This window comes from Cupriavidus sp. 01T418 (genome assembly GCF_056398885.1).
Window position 1 is genome coordinate 1 of record NZ_JBFTQG010000007.1, and the last position, 19,255, is coordinate 19,255.

Below are 19,255 nucleotides of genomic sequence, written 5' to 3' on the forward strand. Positions count from 1 at the left end.
TGGCAGTCTTTGTGTTGGACAAGCGCGGCAAGCCGCTCATGCCGTGCAGTGAGAAGCGCGCCAGGCTGTTGCTGGCGTGCGGCCGCGCGCGCGTGCACCGCGTGATGCCCTTCGCCATCCGCCTGGTGGATCGGCGGCAGGCGGACAGCGTTTTGCAACCGGTTCGCCTTAAACTCGATCCAGGCAGCAAGGGAACCGGCGTGGCCATCGTGCGCGAGGTCGAGGCCGGCGGTGACGAGACGGCTCGGGATGTCGCCGTCCTGTCTCTCGCAGAACTGATCCACCGCGGCGCGCAGATCAGCCTGGGCCTGACTGCACGGCGGGCCATGCGACGTGGCAGGCGTGGCCGCAAGACCCGGTATCGTGCCGCGCGTTTCAATAACCGGCGCAAGCCCGTTGGCTGGCTGGCGCCGAGCCTGCAACACCGTGTGCAGACCACGATGGCTTGGGTGCGCCGTTTCCGGGCGCTCGCGCCGATTACMGCCATCAGCACCGAACTCGTCCGCTTCGACATGCAGGCGCTGCAAAACCCGGAGATCTCCGGCGTCGAGTATCAGCAAGGCGAACTGGCCGGCTACGAGGTCCGGGAGTACCTGCTGGAGAAATGGGGCCGGCAGTGCGCGTACTGCGATGCCCGCGATACGCCGCTGGAAATGGAGCATATCGATGCCCGGGCAAACGGTGGCTCCAACCGGGTCGCCAACCTGACGCTGGCGTGCGTGCCTTGCAATCGGAAGAAGGCCGCGCRYCCGCTCKCYGATTTCCTGCGCAAGGACCCGGAGCGTCTCMGRCGCATCCTGGCCAAGGCAAAGTCACCGCTTCGCGACGCTGCTGCGGTCAATTCGACCCGCTGGGCACTGTACAACGCCCTGAAGACGACGGGGCTTTCCGTGGAGACGGGTTCTGGCGGCCGGACGAAGTACAACCGCCGTCGTTTCGATTTGCCAAMGACGCACGCCCTGGACGCGGCATGCGTCGGAGCCGTGGACTCTGTCTCGGACTGGCAAAAGCCCACGCTGGCGATCAAGTGCGCGGGCCGCGGCGCTTACCAGCGTACTCGCCTCACCGCCTCCGGCTTTCCTCGCGGCTACCTCATGCGCAGCAAGCGCGCCTTCGGCTTTCAGACCGGCGATATGGTGCGGGCCGATGTCCCGTCCGGGAAGAARACCGGCAGCCATATTGGGCGGGTGGCGATTCGCGCCTCYGGATCCTTCAACATTCAGACCGCTGAACGGCTCGTCCAGGGTATCTCTCACCGCTACTGCAAGATCATTCAGCGCGGCGATGGATACGGATATTCACTCGTAGCGCTTTCCGCAAAGGAGAGCGGGCACAGGGGCGACGCTTCGCGTCGCGCGCTATCCCTCACCGGCCTGAAGGCCGATGTTTCCCGCGCGAATTGATGAGTAAATCGAAGCACATTTCGGAAACCCCCGCTACGCAGTTTCTCAAGCAGCATGGCGTGGCCTTTGGCGAGCATGCCTACGATTACGTAGAGCATGGGGGCACCGGGGAATCGGCGCGGCAGCTTGGCGTGGAGGAGCATGCGGTAATCAAGACCCTGGTCATGGAAGACGAGAAGGCGCAGCCGATGATTGTGCTGATGCATGGGGATTGCTCGGTGTCGACCAAGAACCTGGCGCGGCAGATCGGGCGCAAGAGCGTGCAGCCGTGCAAGCCCGAGGTGGCGCAGCGGCATAGCGGTTATATGGTCGGGGGGACCTCGCCGTTCGGAACCCGCAAGCGGATGCCGGTCTTCGTGGAGGCAAGCGTGCTGGCGCTGGAGCGGATCTATATCAACGGTGGGCGCCGGGGGTATCTCGTCAGCATGGATCCGCAGGTGTTGGCGACGCTGGCGGGCGCGGAGGCGGTGGAATGTGCGTTGCCGGATTGAAGCCGCGGAGAACGCAAGGCAAGTTGGCCATCCGGGTAGTCACCGAAGAAAACATCCCCCTTCCAAGCTACAATCCCGCCAGCCTTAAATACCCGGTTCCCCAATGGCCAATCTGCTTTTCGCCCTCGCCGCCTACCTGATCGGCTCCGTTTCCTTCGCCGTCGTGGTCAGCAAGGCCATGAATCTGCCCGATCCGCACACCTACGGCTCCGGCAATCCCGGCGCCACCAACGTCCTGCGCAGCGGCAACAAGAAGGCCGCGGTATTGACGCTGATCGGCGACGCCTTGAAGGGCTGGCTGGCGGTCTGGCTGGCGCAGCGCTTCGGTCCGGCCTACGGCCTCGACGACACCGGCATCGCGCTGGTAGCCGTGGCGGTCTTCCTGGGCCACCTGTTCCCTGTCTTCTTCCGTTTCGCCGGCGGCAAGGGCGTGGCTACGGCAGCCGGCATCCTGTTCGCCATCGATCCGCTGCTGGGCGCCGGCACGCTGGCCACCTGGCTGATCATCGCCTTTTTCTTCCGCTACTCGTCGCTGGCCGCGCTGGTATCGGCCATCTTTGCGCCGTTCTTCTATGTGCTGACGTCGGGCGTGGACGTGATCGCCGGCGCGGTCTTCGCAATCAGCGTGCTGCTGGTGGTTCGCCATCGCCAGAATATCGGCAAGCTGCTGGCGGGCAAGGAAAGCCGCATCGGCGAAAAGAAGAAGGCGCCCGGGGCCTGACCGCAGGGCGCATCCACCAGGGAAAAGCCCGCACGAAGCGGGCTTTCATTTTGGCGCGGCAGCACGGAATGCCGTTACGGCATCTTGCTGAGGATCCCGTCCATCTCATCCGCGGAGAAGGCGCGCAGCGTCTGGGTATGCACATTGCCCGCCATGCCCAGGGACAGGGAAAACGCGGTCATGGTGGCCTCGTCGGGCGCGGTAAAGGTTGCGACGAGGTCGTATTGGCCGAGCGTCCAGTAGATGTCTTTCATGTCAATACCACTCTTTTTCGCCATTTCGCGAACGGCAGCGGCACGCTTGGTTGTGTCCTTAACGGTACGGATTCCCTGGTCGGTAAAGTTTAAGAGAGCGACGAAAGTTGCCATAATGCATCTCCTGATCAACTTGAATGGGCGCTACGCGTTGCCGGAGCGCACAGTGCAAGTGATGCAGCAATCTGCATACCATGCGAGACATCGCCTGCGCCGCATGGCCGTGGCATCAGGGGAACGCCCCCGCAACGGGAAAATCTGCCTGGAAGTGTTCCAGGCTTGATACGCTCCGGGACGCCGCGTTGGAAACCGCGCTCAGGCCGCTTGCGCCAGCGCCGCGAACGGGAACACCATTTCCACGCGCAATCCGCCCTCGGCACGGTTTTCCAGCACGAGCCGCCCGCCCGCCTGGCGCACCAGCCGGTCCACGATGGCCAGGCCCAGGCCCGAATGCGCATTGCCGCCGCGCGCCGGGTCCAGCCGCACGAAAGGCAGCGTCACTTTTTCCATCGCTTCCGGGGGAATGCCCTCGCCGTGGTCTTCCACCACCATGTGCCAGCCATCGGCCTGGCGCGAGGTGCTGAGCAGCACCGGGGGAGCGCCATAGGCATAGGCGTTGTCGATCAGGTTGCCGACGATGCGGTCGAGCTGGGTGGCGATCAGGCGGAAACCCTCGCCTGCCATCAACGACACTTCCACCGCCTTGTCCTGCTCGGACAGCGAGGCGGCCAGTTCGCCGAGGCGGCGATCGACCGGCACCGGCCGGGCAGCCGGCTCGCCGCTCTGGGCGAAGGTCAGGAACTGCTCGACGATGGACGACATCGATTCGACATCGCGCGTCACGCCAGCCGCCGCCTTGGGATCGGCCAGCATCTCGGCGCGCAGCCGCAGTCGTGCCAGCGGCGTCTTGAGGTCGTGGGCGATGCCGGCCAGCATGGTGTTGCGCTCCTGGTCGATGCGGGTCAGGTCGGCCATCATGCGGTTGAACCGCACGATCAGCTGGCGCAGCTCGTGCGGGCCGCGCTCGCGCAGCGGCTTGACCGCGTGCTGACGCGACAGCTGCTCGGCCGCCGCGGCCATGTCGCGCACCGGGCGCTGGATCTGCCAGGCAAGCAGCAAGGCCACCGCCATGGCCACGCCGACCACCAGGATCACCCCGGGCAGCAGGCGGTTGTCGGGCGGCGGGTTGACCACCCACAACGCCGGCATCGCAATCCAGTCCTGCCGCTGGGGCAGCTTGATCCAGATGCGCGTAGTCTGGTCTTCCTCCAGCCGCACCAGGGTACCGGGCGGCATGTGCTGGGTGAACTGTTCAACCAGCCGGCGCGCCCGGCCCTTGGCCGCCACGGTATGCTCGGCGGCGCTGGCCTCGCTGGCCACTTCCACCAGGCTGGGCAGCTTGACCGGCGGTTGCGCGGCCAGCGCGCGCTGGATGCTCTCGAACTGGAAGATCATCTGCTCGACGGAGTAATCCAGCTGCTGCTGGCGGCGGTCCATGCGCAGGATAGCGAGCCAGGAAAAATGGCTCAGCACCAGCACCGCTGCGATCAACAGCGCGATGCGTCCGAACAGCGTATCGATGCGCAGCTTCATTGCGGTATTTCGTCGGCTTCGTCAGGCACGAAGGTATAGCCTCGCCCCCGCACGGTCTGGATATAGCGGGGACGCTGGGCGTCCTCGTCGAGCAGGCGGCGCAGGCGCCAGATCTGCACGTCGATGCCGCGATCGCTGATGCCGCTGGCGGCGCCGTACATCAGCTCCACGATGCGCTCGCGCGACAGCACTTCGAGCGGGTGCATCAACAGCAACTTGAGCAGTGCGAACTCGGTATCGCTGATCGCCACAGGCTCGCCTGCGCGCACCAGCGAGCGCAGGCGGAAATTGACGCGGAAGGGTCCGAAGGCCATGCCCTCCCGGTCTTCCGGCGCGGCGGCCGGGCGCGCCAGCTTGCGGCGCAGCACGGCGTTGATGCGAGCCAGCAATTCGCGCGGCGAGAACGGCTTGCCCAGATAATCGTCGGCACCGATTTCGAGCCCGACAATGCGGTCGATCTCGTCGCTGCGCGCGGTCAGCAGGATCACGGGAATATCGTCGTTCTTGGCACGCAGGTTGCGCAGCGCCGTCAGGCCGTCCACCTTGGGCATCATCAGGTCGAGCACGATCAGCGCCGGCCGCTCGCGCTCCAGGCGTGCCTGCAGACCCTCGCCGTCGTGCATCACGGACACGGCGAAACCCTGCTGGCTGAGGTATTCGCGCAGCAGGTCGCGGAGTTCGGGATCGTCGTCGACGACCAGGATCTGGGTAGGCTGATTGGTTCGCATAGGCAGATGATAGCTAGGCTGGGCGCGGCATTCCGGGCGAATTGTTTCAGGGCATTACACCCAGGCCGCTGGTAATGATCTGTAAGAATGGATGCAGGGACTGAAACATCAGCCGCATCAAGGCGCATTATGCTTCGCTTATGTTTGCCGTTACCGGCGGTCGCCGGACCAAACGGCCCCGCCCCGACGCTGCCCGGCCACCACAAGCCGCGTGCCGCTTACGACATGTGCCGAGGACATTGCGGCATACTGCGGCCTCTCTTACCCAGAAATTCATTCGAACGCGCTCTCTTTTTCGYGCTGCTCCAGGATCAGTTCATGGCCAACCCCGAAGAACATCAACCGGCTAAGCTGCCACCGCTGCCAAAGGCTGCCTCGCGCCGCCGCAAACTGATCGCCACAGCGCTGATCGTGCTGCTGGCCGGCGGCGGCTGGTATTGGTACAAGCATCGTACCCCCGCCGCCGGCGCCGGCGCGCCCGGCGGCAGCGCTCCGGGTGGCCCCGGCGCCGGCCGGGGTGGTCCAGGCGCTCCGGGCGGCCCCGGCGGCCAGCGCTCGCCGGTAGTGGTCAGAACCGTGGTCCAGCGTAATATGGACGTTATCCTCAATGGCCTGGGCAATGTCACGCCGGTGGCCAACGTGACCGTGCGGGTCCAGGTGTCGGGCCCGCTGCTCAAGGTCCTGTTCAAGGAGGGCCAGATGGTCAAGGCCGGCGATGTGCTCGCCGAGATCGACCCGCGCCCGTTCCAGGCCACGCTGGACCAGGCCGTGGGCACGCTGGCGCGCGACCGCGCCTTGCTGGAAAACGCCCGCCTGGACCAGAAGCGCTACCGTACCCTGCTCGGCCAGGACTCGATCTCCAGCCAGCAGGTCGACACCCAGGACGCCCTGGTGCGCCAGTATGAAGGGGTGGTCAAGACCGACCAGGCCAATGTGGACAGCGCCCGCCTGCAACTGGGCTACACCCGCATCCTGGCGCCGGCCTCGGGCCGCATCGGCCTGCGCCAGGTCGATCCGGGCAATATCGTCAGCACCAGCGACGCCAACGGCATCGCGCTGATCACCCAGATCCAGCCGATTGCCGTGCTCTATACCATCCCCGAGGACAACCTGCCCTCGGTGCTCAAGCGCCTGCATGCTGGCGAGACCATCCCCGTCCAGGCCTGGGACCGCCAGGCGCGCAACCGCCTGGCCGAGGGCACGCTGCTGACCACGGACAACCAGATCGACACCACCACCGGCACGGTCAAGCTCAAGGCGATCTTCCAGAATACCGACGGCTTGCTGTTCCCCAACCAGTTCGTCAATATGCGCACGCGCGTGGACACCATCGAGAATGCCACCGTGGTGCCGGTGGCGGCCATCCAGCGCGGCCAGCAGGGTACCTTCGTGTATGTGGTGGACGAGAGCAGCAAGGTCAAGGTCCAGGTGGTCGCGCTGGGGCCGTCCGACGGCGAGCGTACCGTGGTGACCAAGGGCGTGCAACCCGGCCAGCGCGTGGTGGTGGACGGCGCCGACCGGCTCAAGGAAGGCATGACGGTGGAAGCCGTGGACCCGGCCGCGCGCGCTGCCGCGCTGGTGCCGGCCAGTGCGCCGCGCGGACGCGGGCGCCGCCGCGATGGTGGCGCCAGCGGCAGCGACGCTTCCGGCGCGGCCGGTGCCTCCGGCGTGCATGGCGAAGGACGCCGCCACGGCGACGGCGCGAGCGCGCCGGATGCCGGCGGCGGCGGTGCCGCGGCGAGCGCCCCCCGCCAGCGGCCGCAGTAAGGACCCAGCATGAACCCCTCACGCCTGTTCATCGAGCGGCCGGTCGCCACCGCGCTGCTGATGGTCGCCATCCTGCTGTCGGGGCTGGTGGCCTTCAAGCTGCTGCCGCTGTCGGCGCTGCCGGAGGTCGACTACCCGACCATCCAGGTCACCACGCTCTACCCGGGCGCCAGCCCGGACGTGATGACTTCGTCGATCACGGCGCCGCTGGAGCGCCAGTTCGGCCAGATGCCGGGCCTCAAGCAAATGTCGTCGTCGTCCTCGGGCGGTGCCTCGGTGATCACGCTGCAGTTCGAGCTGTCGCTGTCGCTGGACGTGGCCGAGCAAGAGGTGCAGGCCGCCATCAACGCCGGCGGCAACCTGCTGCCGGCGGACCTGCCGATGCCGCCGGTCTACAGCAAGGTCAACCCGGCCGACGCACCGATCATGACGCTGGCCATGACCTCGGACACCCTGCCGTTGCCCAAGCTGCAGGACATGGTCGACACCCGTGTGGCGCAAAAAATCTCCCAGCTCCAGGGCGTGGGGCTGGTCAGCATCAGTGGCGGGCAGCGCCCGGCGGTGCGCGTCCAGGCCAACCCGACCGCGCTGGCCGCGCTCGGCCTGTCGATCGACGACCTGCGCACGGCCATCGGCAGTGCCAACGTCAATGGCGCCAAGGGCAGCTTCGACGGCCCGGCGCGCGCTTCCACCATCGACGCCAACGACCAGCTCAAGTCCGCCGATGAGTACCGCCAGATCATCGTGGGCTACCAGAACGGCGCGCCGATCCGCATCACCGACGTGGCCAACATCATCGACGGCCCCGAGAACAGCCGGCTGGCCGCCTGGGCCAATGACAAGCCGGCCATCGTGCTGAGCATCCAGCGCCAGCCCGGCGCCAACGTGATCGAGGTAGTGGACCGCATCAAGGGCCTGCTGCCGCAATTGCAGGCCTCGCTGCCGGCCTCGGTCAAGGTGCAGCTGCTGACCGACCGCACCACCACCATTCGCGCCTCGGTGCGCGACGTGGAGTTCGAGCTGCTGCTGGCGGTGGCGCTGGTGGTGATGGTGATCTTCGTGTTCCTGCGCAATGTGCCGGCCACCATCATCCCCGGCGTGGCGGTGCCGCTGTCGCTGGTGGGCACTTTCGGCGTGATGTACCTGGCGGGCTTCTCGATCAATAACCTGACGCTGATGGCGCTGACCATCGCCACCGGCTTCGTGGTGGACGATGCCATCGTGATGATCGAGAACATCATGCGCTACATCGAGAAGGGCGATTCGCCCATGGAGGCGGCGCTGAAGGGTTCGAAGCAGATTGGCTTCACCATCATCTCGCTGACCTTCTCGCTGGTGGCCGTGCTGATTCCGCTGCTGTTCATGGGCGACGTGGTGGGGCGCCTCTTCCGCGAGTTCGCCATCACGCTGGCGGTCTCGATCCTGATCTCCGCGGTGGTCTCGCTGACGCTCACGCCGATGATGTGCGCGCGCCTGCTGCGCCATGTGCCGGAAGACCAGCAGTCGCGCTTCCATCTCGCCACCGGCCGCTTCTTCGACAAGGTGATCGACCGCTACGGCCAGGCGCTCGAATGGGTGCTGGACCGCCAGAAGATCACGCTGCTGGTCGCCATCGGCACGCTGGTGCTGACCGTGCTGCTGTACATGCTGGTGCCCAAGGGCTTCTTCCCCGTGCAGGACACCGGCGTGATCCAGGGCATTACCGAGGCCTCCCAGACCACCTCCTTCCCCGCCATGGCGCTCAAGCAGCAGGCCGTGGCGAAAGTGGTGCTGGAAGATCCGGCGGTGGAAAGCCTGTCCTCCTTCATCGGCGTGGATGGCACCAACACCACGCTCAACGCCGGGCGCCTGCTGATCAACCTCAAGCCCAAGGACCAGCGCAGCGATTCCATCGAGGATGTGACGCGCCGCCTGCAGGCCGCGGTCGACAAGCTCGGCGGCGTCTCGCTCTACACCCAGCCGGTGCAGGACCTGACCATCGAGGACCGCGTCTCCCGCACCCAGTACCAGTTCACCGTGCAGGACCCGGACCCGGCCACGCTGGCCACCTGGGTGCCCCGGCTGGTCGAGCGCCTGAAGCAGGAGCCCGAGTTGCGCGACGTGGCCAGCGACCAGCAGAACAATGGCCTGCGCGCCTTTGTGGAAATCGACCGCGACGCCGCGGCGCGCTTTGGCATCACCACCGCGGTGATCGACAGCGCACTGTACAGCGCGTTCGGCCAGCGGCTGGTCTCGACCATCTTCACGCAGTCGAGCCAATACCGCGTGGTGCTGGAATCCATGCCCGAGTTCCGCACCGATCCGCAGTCGCTGGCGGACCTGCGCCTGCCCTCCTCGTCCGGCGGACAGGTACCGCTGGGCGCGTTCGCGCGCATCAGCGAGCGCACCGGCCCGCTGGTGATCAACCACCAGGGCCAGTTCCCCTCGGCCACCATCTCGTTCAACCTGGCTTCGGGCGAATCGCTCGGCGCCGCGGTCGACAAGATCACCAAGGTGGAGCAGGAGATCGGCCTGCCGATCTCGATGCAGACCGACTTCCAGGGCGCCGCGCTGGCCTTCCGTGCCTCGTTGTCCAATACGCTGTGGCTGATCCTGGCGGCGGTGATCACCATGTACATCGTGCTGGGGGTGCTCTATGAGAGCACCATCCACCCGGTGACCATCCTGTCCACCCTGCCCTCGGCCGGCGTGGGCGCGCTGCTGGCGCTGCTGGTCTCGGGCCAGGACCTGGGCATCATCGCGATCATCGGCATCATCCTGCTGATCGGTATCGTCAAGAAGAACGCCATCATGATGATCGACTTCGCGCTGGATGCCGAGCGCGAGGGCGGCATGAAACCGCGCGACGCAATCTTCCAGGCCTGCCTGCTGCGTTTCCGCCCGATCCTGATGACCACCATGGCGGCACTGCTCGCCGCACTGCCGCTGATGCTCGGCACCGGCATCGGCTCCGAGCTGCGCCGCCCGCTGGGCATCACCATGGTGGGCGGCCTGCTGGTCAGCCAGGTCCTGACGCTGTTCACCACGCCGGTGATCTACCTGGCGTTCGACAACCTGGCAGCGCGCCTCAAGGACTGGCGCCGGCGCCGCCATGGCGGCGAAGGCGACCAAACCGGCGGCCCCACCCCCGAGCCGAGGCCGTGATGAACCTGTCGGCTACCTTCATCCATCGCCCGGTCGCCACCGCGCTGCTGACCATCGGCATCCTGCTGGCGGGCCTGGCGGCGTTTCGGCTGTTGCCGGTCTCGCCGCTGCCGCAGGTGGATTTTCCCACCATCTCGGTGTCCGCCTCGCTGCCGGGCGCAAGCCCGGAAACCATGGCCGCCACCGTGGCCACGCCGCTGGAGCGCGCGCTGGGCGCCATCGCCGGCGTCAACGAAATCACCTCCAGCAGCTCACTCGGCTCGACCCGCGTCACGCTGCAGTTCGATCTGTCGCGCAACATCGACGGCGCCGCGCGCGACGTGCAGGCCGCCATCAATGCCTCGCGCGCCACGCTGCCCACCAGCCTGCCGAGCAACCCGACCTACCGCAAGGTCAACCCGGCCGACGCGCCGATCATGATCGTCGCGCTGACCTCGCCCACCATGACGCGCGGCCAGCTGTACGATGCGGCCTCGACCATCCTGGCGCAGAAGATGTCGCAGATCGAGGGCGTCGGGCAGGTCACCATCGGCGGCTCTTCGCTGCCGGCGGTGCGGGTGGAACTCAATCCCACCGCGCTCAACAAGTACGGCGTTTCGCTTGAGGACGTGCGCAACACCATCAGCGCCACCAACGCCAACCGTCCGCTGGGCTCGCTGGAAAACGCCACCACCAACTGGCAGGTCTACGCCAACGACCAGGCCATGAAGGCGGCGGACTACATGCCTCTGATCGTCCGCTACGCCACGCCGGGCACGTTTTCCTCGGCCTCGGCCGGCGCGCTGATCGCCAGCACGGCCAACGCCACCGCGGGCGGCGGCGTCAGCACCAAGACCGTCAACGGCGTCACCACCACCACGCTGACCACCAGCAGCGGCACCACCACCATCACGACGGGCGCCACCGGCGGCAATGCCAACAGCGGCGGCCCGAACTCCTTCGCGGTGCCGATCCGGTTGTCGGACGTGGCCAACGTAACCGACTCGGTGCAGGACGTGCGCAACGCCGGCTCGGCCAATGGCCAGCCGTCGGTACTGCTGGTGCTCAACCGCTCGCCCGGCGCCAACATCATCGAGACGGTGGACCGCGTCAATGCGATGCTGCCGTCGCTGCAGCAGATGATCCCGTCCGCCATCAAGATGGAGGTGATGATGGACCGCACCCCCACCATCCGCGGTTCGCTGCGCGAGGTGGAGCGCACGCTGATGATCTCGGTGGCGCTGGTGATCATGGTGGTGTTCCTGTTCCTGCGCAATGTGCGCGCGACCTTCATCCCCAGCGTGGCCGTGCCGGTGTCGCTGATCGGCACCTTCTCGGCGATGTACCTGGCCGGCTTCTCGCTCAACAACCTGTCGCTGATGGCGCTGACCATCGCCACCGGCTTCGTGGTCGATGACGCCATCGTGGTGCTGGAGAATATCTCCCGCCATATCGAGGAGGGCATGAAGCCGCTCGAAGCCGCGCTCAGGGGCTCGCGCGAAGTAGGCTTCACGGTGTTGTCGATGAGCCTGTCGCTGATCGCGGTGTTTATCCCGCTGCTGATGATGGGCGGCATCGTCGGGCGTCTGTTCCAGGAGTTCGCCATCACCTTGTCGGTGGCCATCCTGGTGTCGCTGGTGGTCTCGCTGACCGCCACGCCGATGATGTGCGCGCGCCTGCTCAAGCCGGTGAAACCGGAACAGCAAGGCCGCTTCTACCGCGCCAGCGAACGCGTGTTCGTCTGGATGCACGACCATTACGCGCGCACGCTGGAGGTGGCGCTGCGCCACAGTGCGCTGGTGTGGCTGGTGTTGCTGACCACCGTGGGGCTCAACGTGTGGCTCTACGTGATCGTGCCCAAGGGCTTCTTCCCGCAGCAGGACACCGGGCGGCTGATCGGCTTTATCCGCGCCGACCAGGCCACCTCGTTCCAGGCCATGCGCACCAAGCTCGACAATTTCGTCAAGATCGTGCAGTCCGATCCGGCGGTGGTCAATGTGACGGGCTTCACCGGCGGTTCGCAGCGCAATACCGGCCAGATGTTCGTCACGCTCAAGCCGATCTCGGAGCGCGAATCGGCCGATGCCATCGTGGCCCGGCTGCGCGTCAAGCTGGCCAGGGAGCCCGGCGCGAGCCTGTTCCTGACCTCGGTGCAGGACATCCGCATCGGCGGCCGGCAGAGCAGTTCGGCCTACCAGTTCACGCTGCAGTCGGACGACCTCGATGTGCTGCGCGAGTGGGAGCCCAAGGTGCGCGCGGCCATCTCCAACCTCAAGGGGCTGGCGGATGTCGATACCGACACCAACGACAAGGGCTTGCAGACCTCGGTGATCATCGACCGCGACACCGCGTCCAAGCTCGGCGTCACCGCGCAGCAGATCGACGCCGTGCTCAACGACGCGTTCGGCCAGCGCCTGGTGTCCACCATCTACAACCCGCTCAACCAGTACCGGGTGGTGATGGAACTCAGCCCAGAGTACCTGCAGGGCCCGCATGCGCTCCAGGACGTCTACGTGGTCACCGGCGGCGGCAAGCGGGTGCCGCTATCGGCCTTCGCGCACTTCGCGCCCACCAGCACGCCGCTGGGCGTCAACCATCAGGGCCAGTTCGCCGCCTCCACCATCTCCTTCAACCTGGCCGAGGGCGTCTCTCTGTCGCAGGCCACGGACATGGTCAAGGGTGCGATGGCGCGCATCGGCGTGCCGGAAACGCTGCAGGCCAATTTCCAGGGCAGCGCCAAGGCCTTCCAGGATTCGCTCAAGAGCCAGCCGCTGCTGATCCTGGCCGCGCTGATCACCATCTATATCGTGCTCGGCATGTTGTACGAGAGCTATGTGCATCCGCTCACCATCCTGTCCACGCTGCCCTCGGCCGGGGTGGGCGCCCTGCTGGCGCTGCTGGCCTCGGGCACGGACTTCAGCATCATCGCGCTGATCGGCGTGATCCTGCTGATCGGTATCGTCAAGAAGAACGCCATCATGATGATCGACTTCGCCATCGATGCCGAGCGGCGCGAGGGGCTGTCGCCGCGCGATGCCATCTACCGCGCCTGCCTGCTGCGCTTCCGTCCCATCCTGATGACCACCATGGCCGCGCTGCTGGGCGCGATCCCGCTGGCGATCGGCCACGGCGACGGCGCCGAGCTGCGCGCGCCGCTGGGCATCTCCATCGTCGGCGGGCTGGCGGTCAGCCAGTTGCTGACGCTGTACACCACGCCCGTGGTCTACCTGACGCTGGACCGCTGGCGCCTCAAGGTGAAAGCCCGGCGCCAGCGCCGCTCGGCCGCGCCTCCGGCCACCGCCAGCCTCGAACCCTGAATGCGATCCATGAACGCTTTTCTCCGCACCCCTACCCTTTCCTCCCCGGCGGCCGCGCTGACGGTGGCCTGCGCGCTGCTGCTGGCCGGCTGCGCCGTGGGCCCCGATTACAAGCGGCCCGATGCGCCGACCACGCCGGCCTTCAAGGAGGCACCGGCCGACAGCTCGCAGTGGGGCGAGTGGAAGCCGGCCGAGCCGCGGGACACCAGCGATCGAAGCAACTGGTGGGCGGTGTTCAACGATCCGGCGCTCGACACGCTGATGTCGCAGGTGCAGGTCTCCAACCAGAACATCAAGGCGGCCGAGGCGCAGTACCGGCAAGCGCTGGCCGCGCTGCAATCGGCGCGCGCCGGCTACTTCCCCACGGTGGGCGCATCGGCCGGGCTCGACCGCGCGCGCGGCATCAATGGCAAGATTGGCAACAGCCAGAGCGCCACGCTGTCGGCCAGCTGGGAGATCGATGTGTGGGGCCGCGTGCGCAGGCAGGTGGAAAGCAGCGAGGCCAGCGCACAGGCCAGCCAGTCCGACCTCGCCTCGACCTTGCTTTCGACCCAGTCCACGCTGGCGCAAAGCTATTTCCTGCTGCGCATCGCCGACCAGCAGAAGGCCTTGCTCGACCGCACGGTGGTCGACTACATGAAGTCCCTGCAACTGGTCCGCAACCAGTATGCGGCCGGCACCGCCCAGCGCTCCGACGTGCTGCAATCCGAGACCCAGCTCAAGTCCGCGCAGGCGCAGCAGATCGATATCCAGATCACGCGCGCGCAACTCGAGCACGCCATTGCCATCCTTACCGGCAAGCCGCCGGCGGACCTCTCGATCGCGCCGCAGGACTACACCTCCGCCGTGCCGCGCGTGCCCATCGCGGTGCCGTCGGCGCTGCTGGAACGCCGGCCCGATATCGGCGCGGCCGAGCGCCGCATGGCCTCGGCCAACGCGCAGATCGGGGTGGCCCAGGCGGCTTACTACCCGACGCTGACGCTCTCCGCCAATGGCGGTCTTAGCGCCGCCACGCTGGCGCGCTGGCTATCGCTGCCGGACCGCGTGTGGTCGATCGGCCCCGCGCTGGCCGGCACGCTGTTCGACGGCGGCCTGCGCAGCGCCGCCAAGGCGCAGGCGGTTGCCTTCTACGACCAGACCGTGGCCAATTACCGCCAGACGGTGCTGGACGCCTTCCAGGAAGTCGAGGATGGCCTCGCGGCCGCGCGCCTGCTGGAGCAGGAAGGCGCGGTGCAGAACGACGCGCTGCGTTCGGCGCGCGATGCGCTGGCCCTGGTCAACAACCGCTACCGCGCCGGCACCGCCAGCCTGCTGGACGTGCTGACCGCGCAGACCACCGCCTACACGGCGGAGCGCACCTACCTGACCATCGTAGGCCGCCAGTACACGACCAGCGCGGTGTTGATCAAGTCGCTGGGCGGCGGGTGGCATATCGAGACGGATAATGCGTCGAACAGGGCACCGGCTGTGCCCGGCACGGTGCCGGCCGCGCCGGCCCCGGGCGGCATGCCGCCGCCTGCCGGGACGCAAGGCGCCGCGGGCAACGCCGCCGGCGTGTCGGCGCAGCGGTAGCCGGCGCGGCCTGCCACTTCCCTACGCCGGCGGGAAACGCACCCGCGCCATCAGGCCCTTGCCTCCCGCGCCCTCCCGTAGTTCCAGCGTGGCGCCGTGCGCGGCGGCAATATCGCGCACGATGGTGAGGCCGAGCCCGGAACCGCCCGGGTTGGCCTCCCCGGCCGCGCGCAAACCCGCGGCCTTGCCGCGATAGAACGGCTCCAGCACCGCCGCGCGCTCCGCTGCGGGAATGCCCGGGCCATCGTCTTCCACCTCCAGCACCACCGCATCGCCGGCGCGATGGACGCGCGCCGTGACGATGCCGCCCGATGGCGTGTAGCGCAGCGCGTTGTCCACCAGGTTGGTGACCAGTTCGTGCAGCAGGTCGGTACCGGGGACGGGCAGCGCGCCCTCGCCCTCGAAACCCAGGTCGATGCGCCGCGCACGGGCGGCGGGCGTTAGCTCAAGGCAGACTTCCCGCACCAGCGCCGCCAGGTCCAGCACGCGCGGCGCCTCCGCGCCTGCGTGCGCGGCGCGCGCCATCGACAGCAGGCGGTCGGCCAGCGCGGCCATGCGCGCGGTGCTGTCGGCCAGGCCCTGGGCGATGCGCCGCTGCTCGGCGGGATCGTGCTCGCGCGCCGCCAATTGCGCCTGCGTGTGCAGCACCGCGAGCGGCGTGCGCAACTGGTGCGCGGCGTCGGCGATAAAGCGGCGCTGCGCGGCCAGCACCTGTTCCAGGCGCGCCATATAGCCGTTCATCGCCTGCACCAGCGGCGCCGTTTCGCGCGGCGCGCTGTCGAGCGGCAGCGGCGTGGTGGTGCCAGGCTGGCGCTGCGCCACTTCGGCGCGCAGCGCATCGAGCGGCGCCAGCGCGCGCCGCGTGAACAGCCAGATCACCAGCACCGCGGCCAGCACCAGCACCAATTGGCCCCACAGCACTTCGAACAGGATGTTGCGCGTCAGCGCCTGGCGCGAATCGAGCGTCTCGCCAACCTCGATCAGCGCCATGCCGCCGTGCGTGCCGCTCGCGTCCATCACCGGCTGGCGCAGCGCGGCGATGCGGATCGGCTGGCCGCGGTAGGTGCGGTCGTAGAAGCTCACCAGCGCGGGATAGAGCTTGGTGCGGGGCTGGCTGGCATCGAACGGCGGCAGGTCGTCGTAGCCGGAGACAAACTCCCCGCGCACGCCGCTCACGCGGTAGAACATGGTGGCGTTCATGCCCACCTCGAAGGTGTCCAGCGAGATATAGGGCACGTCCACGCGCACGCCCTCCGGTGTCAGCGCGATGCGCTCGGAAATATTGCGCGCGGAGGCCAGCAGCGTGCGGTCGTAGGCCAGGTCGGCCGATTCCAGCGCATTCGAGTACGCCACCAGGCCATACACCGCCTGGAGCACCAGCATGGGCGGGATCAGCCACCACAGCAGGCGCGCGCGCAGGCTCGCGGGGCGCTTGCGGTGCTCAGCCAACGTCATTCCCCTGCACCCAGGGGACCAGGCTCCAGTACGTAGCCAAGGCCGCGCAGCGTCACGATGGCCGCGCCCGAACCTTCGAGCTTGCGGCGCAGCCGGTGCACATAGACTTCGATCACGTCGGGCTGGGTCTCGTCGGCCAGCGTAAAGATGCTGGCGTAGATGCGGTCCTTGCTGACGGTCTTGCCGGGCGGCGTCATCAGGATCTCCAGCACCGCATGCTCGCGGCGCGTCAGCGCAAGGGGCACGCCGCCCACCTGGAAATGGCGCGACACGGTATCGAAGGAGAGGCCGCCGCACACCACCAGCGGCGCCTCGGTCTGCCGCGCGCGGCGCAGCAGCGCCTTCACGCGCGCCTCGAATTCGGCCAGGTCGAAGGGCTTGGCCATGTAGTCGTCGGCGCCCAGGTCCAGGCCCTTGACGCGATCACCGACTTCCCCGCGCGCGGTCAGGATCATCACCGGCACGCGGCAGCCGCGCCCGCGCAGGCTCGCCAGCAGGTCCAGGCCGTCGCGGTCGGGCAGCGTCAGGTCCAGCAGCACCAGCGCGTAATCGCTGCCGGCGCCGCCCGCTTGTCCCGCATGCGTGCTGAACAGCAAGGATTCCGCGCTGGCCGCGCCGGCGGCGCGCTCCACGGTGAAATGCAGCGCGCGCAGCGCCTGCGTCACCCAGGTGGCCAGTTCATCGTGGTCTTCGACCAGCAGTACTCTCATTGGAAGGCTCTCTTCTGTCTCATGCCGGATTTTCGCATCGCATGCCAGCGGATGTGCGCGGAATTTCCCGGTAAGCTCTCTGCTGCGCCCTTTCCCATCGTGCCATCGTCCCCATTAGGAAAACCCATGCGCCAGATCCTGGCCACCCTGCGTCTCGCCTGCGCCGCACTCGCCCTCGCCGCCGCATCCGCGCAGGCTGCCGCCACGCCGGAATGCATCGTGCCCGCCAAGCCCGGCGGCGGCTTCGACCTGACCTGCAAGCTGGCGCAGCGTGCCCTGTTCGAAGCCGGACTGACCGGCGGGCAGCCGATGCGGCTGGTCTACGTGCCGGGCGGCATCGGCGCGGTCGCCTACAACAGCGTCGTGGCGCAGCGCTCCGGCGAGCCCGATACCATCGTCGCCTTCTCGGGCGGTTCGCTGCTGGCGCTGGCCGAAGGCAAGTTCGGCAAGTATGGGGCGGCCGACGTGCGCTGGGTAGGCGCGCTCGGCACCGATTACGGCATGATCGCGGTGCGCGCCGATTCGCCCTACAAGACCTTGAAGGACCTCGTGGCCGCGCTGAAGTCGGATCCCGACCAGGTCCTGTTCGGCGCCGGTGGCACCATCGGCAACCAGGACTGGATGAAGGCCGCGCTGGTGGCGAAACAGGCCGGCGTGGGCTACAAGCGCATGCGCTTCGTCGGCTTCGAAGGCGGCGGCGAGGCCTTCACGGCCTTGCTGGCCGGGCACGTGCAGGCGGTTTCGGGCGATGCCTCGGAAGCCGCGATGCAGCTTGGCGCGGGCGGCATCCGCATCCTCGCCGTGCTGGCCGAGCGGCGCCTGCCGGGCCGGCTTGCCGGCGTGCCGACTGCGCGCGAGCAAGGCTACGACATCACATGGCCCATCTTGCGCGGCTTCTATATGGGTCCGAAGGTGGCGCAGGCCGACTACCAGCGCTGGGCGAGCCGCTTCGAGCGCCTGCAGGCAAGCCCGGCATTCGCCCGGCTGCGTGCGGAGCAAGGCTTGTTCCCGGCCGATCTTGGCGGCGCCGCGTCGCTCGACGCCTATGTGAAGGAGACCGTGGAACGCTATGGCGCGCTGGCGAAGGAGTTCGGCCTGGTTCGCTAGGCCAGGATCGGCGCCCTATGCCGGCGACTTCTCCGGATGCGGCAGCGGCTGTTTGCTCACCCGCTCCTTGAGCCAGGTGGCCGCCTTGCCGAGCGGCCGCTGCTTGTGCCACACCAGTTCCATCGCCACCGGCCAGTCCTGGTCGTCGAACTCCAGCACGGGCGATACCAGCTGTGCCGCGGCCGGCGAGTTGGCCGCCACATGCCACGGCACGAAGGCCCAGCCCAGGCGCCGCTTGACCAGCTCGACGATGACCCACTGGCTCTCCACCCACCAGACTTCGGCGGCCACGCGCAACCGCTTCTTTTCCTCGCTGTCGCTGCGGGTCGCCACCATCAGTTGCCGGTAGCGTTTCAGTTCCTCCCAGCCCACGCGCTGGTCCGCGAGCGGATGGTCTGGCGCGCAGATGATCTGCATCGGCACCCAGCCCAGCGCGCGGAAACCCAGCTCCGGCGGCAGCACCTCCTGGCGCCACATCAGCCCGAGGTCGGCGCTGCCGCCCAGCACCAGGCGGCTGACGTCCTCCATCAGGGGAAACAGCAGCTCCAGCTCCACCGCCGGGAAGCGCGCCGAGAACTCCTCGAGCAGCACGCCCAGCGTTTCCTCCGGATACAGCTCGTCCACTGCCAGCACCAGGCGGCTCTCGACGCCCTCGCCCAGGCTCTTGGCCACGCCGCGGAAATGCTCGCAGCGCTCCAGGATCACGCGCGCCTCGGCCAGCAGGCGCTCGCCCGCGGCGGTCAGCGCCGGATAGCGCCCGCCCCGGTCGAACAACTGGTTGCCCAGGTCGATTTCGAGATTGGCCACGGCCGCGCTGACCACCGACTGGGCCTTGCCCAGGCGGCGCGCGGCAGCGGAGAAGGAGCCGCATTCGGCAGCGGCCGCAAAGGCCTGCAATTGTTCAAGGGAAAGACTCATGGGATCCTGATGTAGCGATGCCGTCATATCTATCGTTTTTAGCGATGGATACCAACTTTGCCATCCCACGATTATAGATAGAATGGCCTGCATTGA

14 protein-coding genes are annotated in these 19,255 nt (G+C 67.6%); 8 read left to right on the forward strand and 6 right to left on the reverse strand.

The features are described 5' to 3' along the window. The 3 genes from iscB to plsY form a co-directional block, all read left to right on the forward strand. The coding region (gene iscB / locus AC1DQ3_RS10020) for an RNA-guided endonuclease IscB (protein ID WP_477120037.1) at nucleotides 1-1,403 on the forward strand (1,403 nt) is incomplete at its 5' end. Further along, on the forward strand, nucleotides 1,403-1,894 hold the full coding sequence (gene ybaK, locus AC1DQ3_RS10025; protein ID WP_477120038.1) for a Cys-tRNA(Pro) deacylase: 492 nt from the start codon (nucleotides 1,403-1,405) through the stop codon (nucleotides 1,892-1,894). The genes iscB and ybaK, both read left to right, overlap by 1 nt. A gap of 103 nt (nucleotides 1,895-1,997) precedes the next feature. Then, the gene (plsY, locus tag AC1DQ3_RS10030; RefSeq protein WP_477120039.1) at nucleotides 1,998-2,615 is read left to right on the forward strand and encodes a glycerol-3-phosphate 1-O-acyltransferase PlsY; all 618 of its coding nucleotides are present in this window, start codon (nucleotides 1,998-2,000) and stop codon (nucleotides 2,613-2,615) included. Nucleotides 2,616-2,689: 74 nt separating this feature from the next. Here the strand turns inward: plsY and AC1DQ3_RS10035 are convergent, their stop codons facing one another. From AC1DQ3_RS10035 to AC1DQ3_RS10045, 3 genes are all read right to left on the reverse strand, one after another. Further along, nucleotides 2,690-2,983, reverse strand: a complete 294-nt coding sequence (locus AC1DQ3_RS10035) for a GYD domain-containing protein (protein ID WP_477120040.1) — start codon at nucleotides 2,981-2,983, stop codon at nucleotides 2,690-2,692. Nucleotides 2,984-3,184: 201 nt separating this feature from the next. Then, nucleotides 3,185-4,462: an ATP-binding protein gene (locus tag AC1DQ3_RS10040; protein WP_477120041.1), complete on the reverse strand. Its 1,278-nt coding sequence runs from the start codon at nucleotides 4,460-4,462 to the stop codon at nucleotides 3,185-3,187. Continuing rightward, nucleotides 4,459-5,190, reverse strand: coding sequence for a response regulator (locus AC1DQ3_RS10045; protein ID WP_477120042.1), 732 nt, complete (start codon nucleotides 5,188-5,190; stop codon nucleotides 4,459-4,461). The genes AC1DQ3_RS10040 and AC1DQ3_RS10045 overlap by 4 nt, the downstream gene beginning before the upstream one ends. 318 nt (nucleotides 5,191-5,508) lie before the next feature. Between AC1DQ3_RS10045 and AC1DQ3_RS10050 the strand changes: the two genes are divergently transcribed. Genes AC1DQ3_RS10050 through AC1DQ3_RS10065 form a run of 4 tightly spaced genes read left to right on the forward strand, consistent with a single transcriptional unit; the run spans nucleotide 5,509 to nucleotide 14,969 of the window. Continuing rightward, complete coding sequence (locus AC1DQ3_RS10050; protein WP_477120043.1) at nucleotides 5,509-6,957, forward strand: MdtA/MuxA family multidrug efflux RND transporter periplasmic adaptor subunit; 1,449 nt, start codon at nucleotides 5,509-5,511, stop codon at nucleotides 6,955-6,957. A gap of 9 nt (nucleotides 6,958-6,966) precedes the next feature. After that, nucleotides 6,967-10,101, forward strand: coding sequence for an MdtB/MuxB family multidrug efflux RND transporter permease subunit (locus tag AC1DQ3_RS10055; RefSeq protein ID WP_477120044.1), 3,135 nt, complete (start codon nucleotides 6,967-6,969; stop codon nucleotides 10,099-10,101). After that, on the forward strand, nucleotides 10,101-13,397 hold the full coding sequence (locus AC1DQ3_RS10060; RefSeq protein WP_477120045.1) for an efflux RND transporter permease subunit: 3,297 nt from the start codon (nucleotides 10,101-10,103) through the stop codon (nucleotides 13,395-13,397). Before AC1DQ3_RS10055 ends, AC1DQ3_RS10060 begins: the two co-directional genes overlap by 1 nt. Before the next feature lie 9 nt (nucleotides 13,398-13,406). After that, on the forward strand, nucleotides 13,407-14,969 hold the full coding sequence (locus AC1DQ3_RS10065) for an efflux transporter outer membrane subunit (protein ID WP_477120046.1): 1,563 nt from the start codon (nucleotides 13,407-13,409) through the stop codon (nucleotides 14,967-14,969). Nucleotides 14,970-14,990: 21 nt separating this feature from the next. Here AC1DQ3_RS10065 and AC1DQ3_RS10070 read toward each other — a convergent pair whose 3' ends face one another. Both AC1DQ3_RS10070 and AC1DQ3_RS10075 read right to left on the reverse strand, forming a co-directional pair. Beyond that, complete coding sequence (locus AC1DQ3_RS10070; RefSeq protein WP_477120266.1) at nucleotides 14,991-16,418, reverse strand: sensor histidine kinase; 1,428 nt, start codon at nucleotides 16,416-16,418, stop codon at nucleotides 14,991-14,993. Nucleotides 16,419-16,420: 2 nt separating this feature from the next. Then, nucleotides 16,421-17,134, reverse strand: coding sequence for a response regulator (locus tag AC1DQ3_RS10075; protein WP_477120047.1), 714 nt, complete (start codon nucleotides 17,132-17,134; stop codon nucleotides 16,421-16,423). 126 nt (nucleotides 17,135-17,260) lie between these two features. Here AC1DQ3_RS10075 and AC1DQ3_RS10080 point away from each other — a divergent pair, with 126 nt between their 5' ends. Continuing rightward, on the forward strand, nucleotides 17,261-18,241 hold the full coding sequence (locus AC1DQ3_RS10080) for a tripartite tricarboxylate transporter substrate binding protein (protein ID WP_477120048.1): 981 nt from the start codon (nucleotides 17,261-17,263) through the stop codon (nucleotides 18,239-18,241). Between the two features lie 15 nt (nucleotides 18,242-18,256). Here AC1DQ3_RS10080 and AC1DQ3_RS10085 read toward each other — a convergent pair whose 3' ends face one another. Continuing rightward, nucleotides 18,257-19,159 carry a LysR family transcriptional regulator gene (locus AC1DQ3_RS10085; RefSeq protein ID WP_477120049.1) on the reverse strand — a complete coding sequence of 301 codons (903 nt, stop codon included), beginning with the start codon at nucleotides 19,157-19,159 and terminating at the stop codon, nucleotides 18,257-18,259. Nucleotides 19,160-19,255 lie beyond the last annotated feature (96 nt).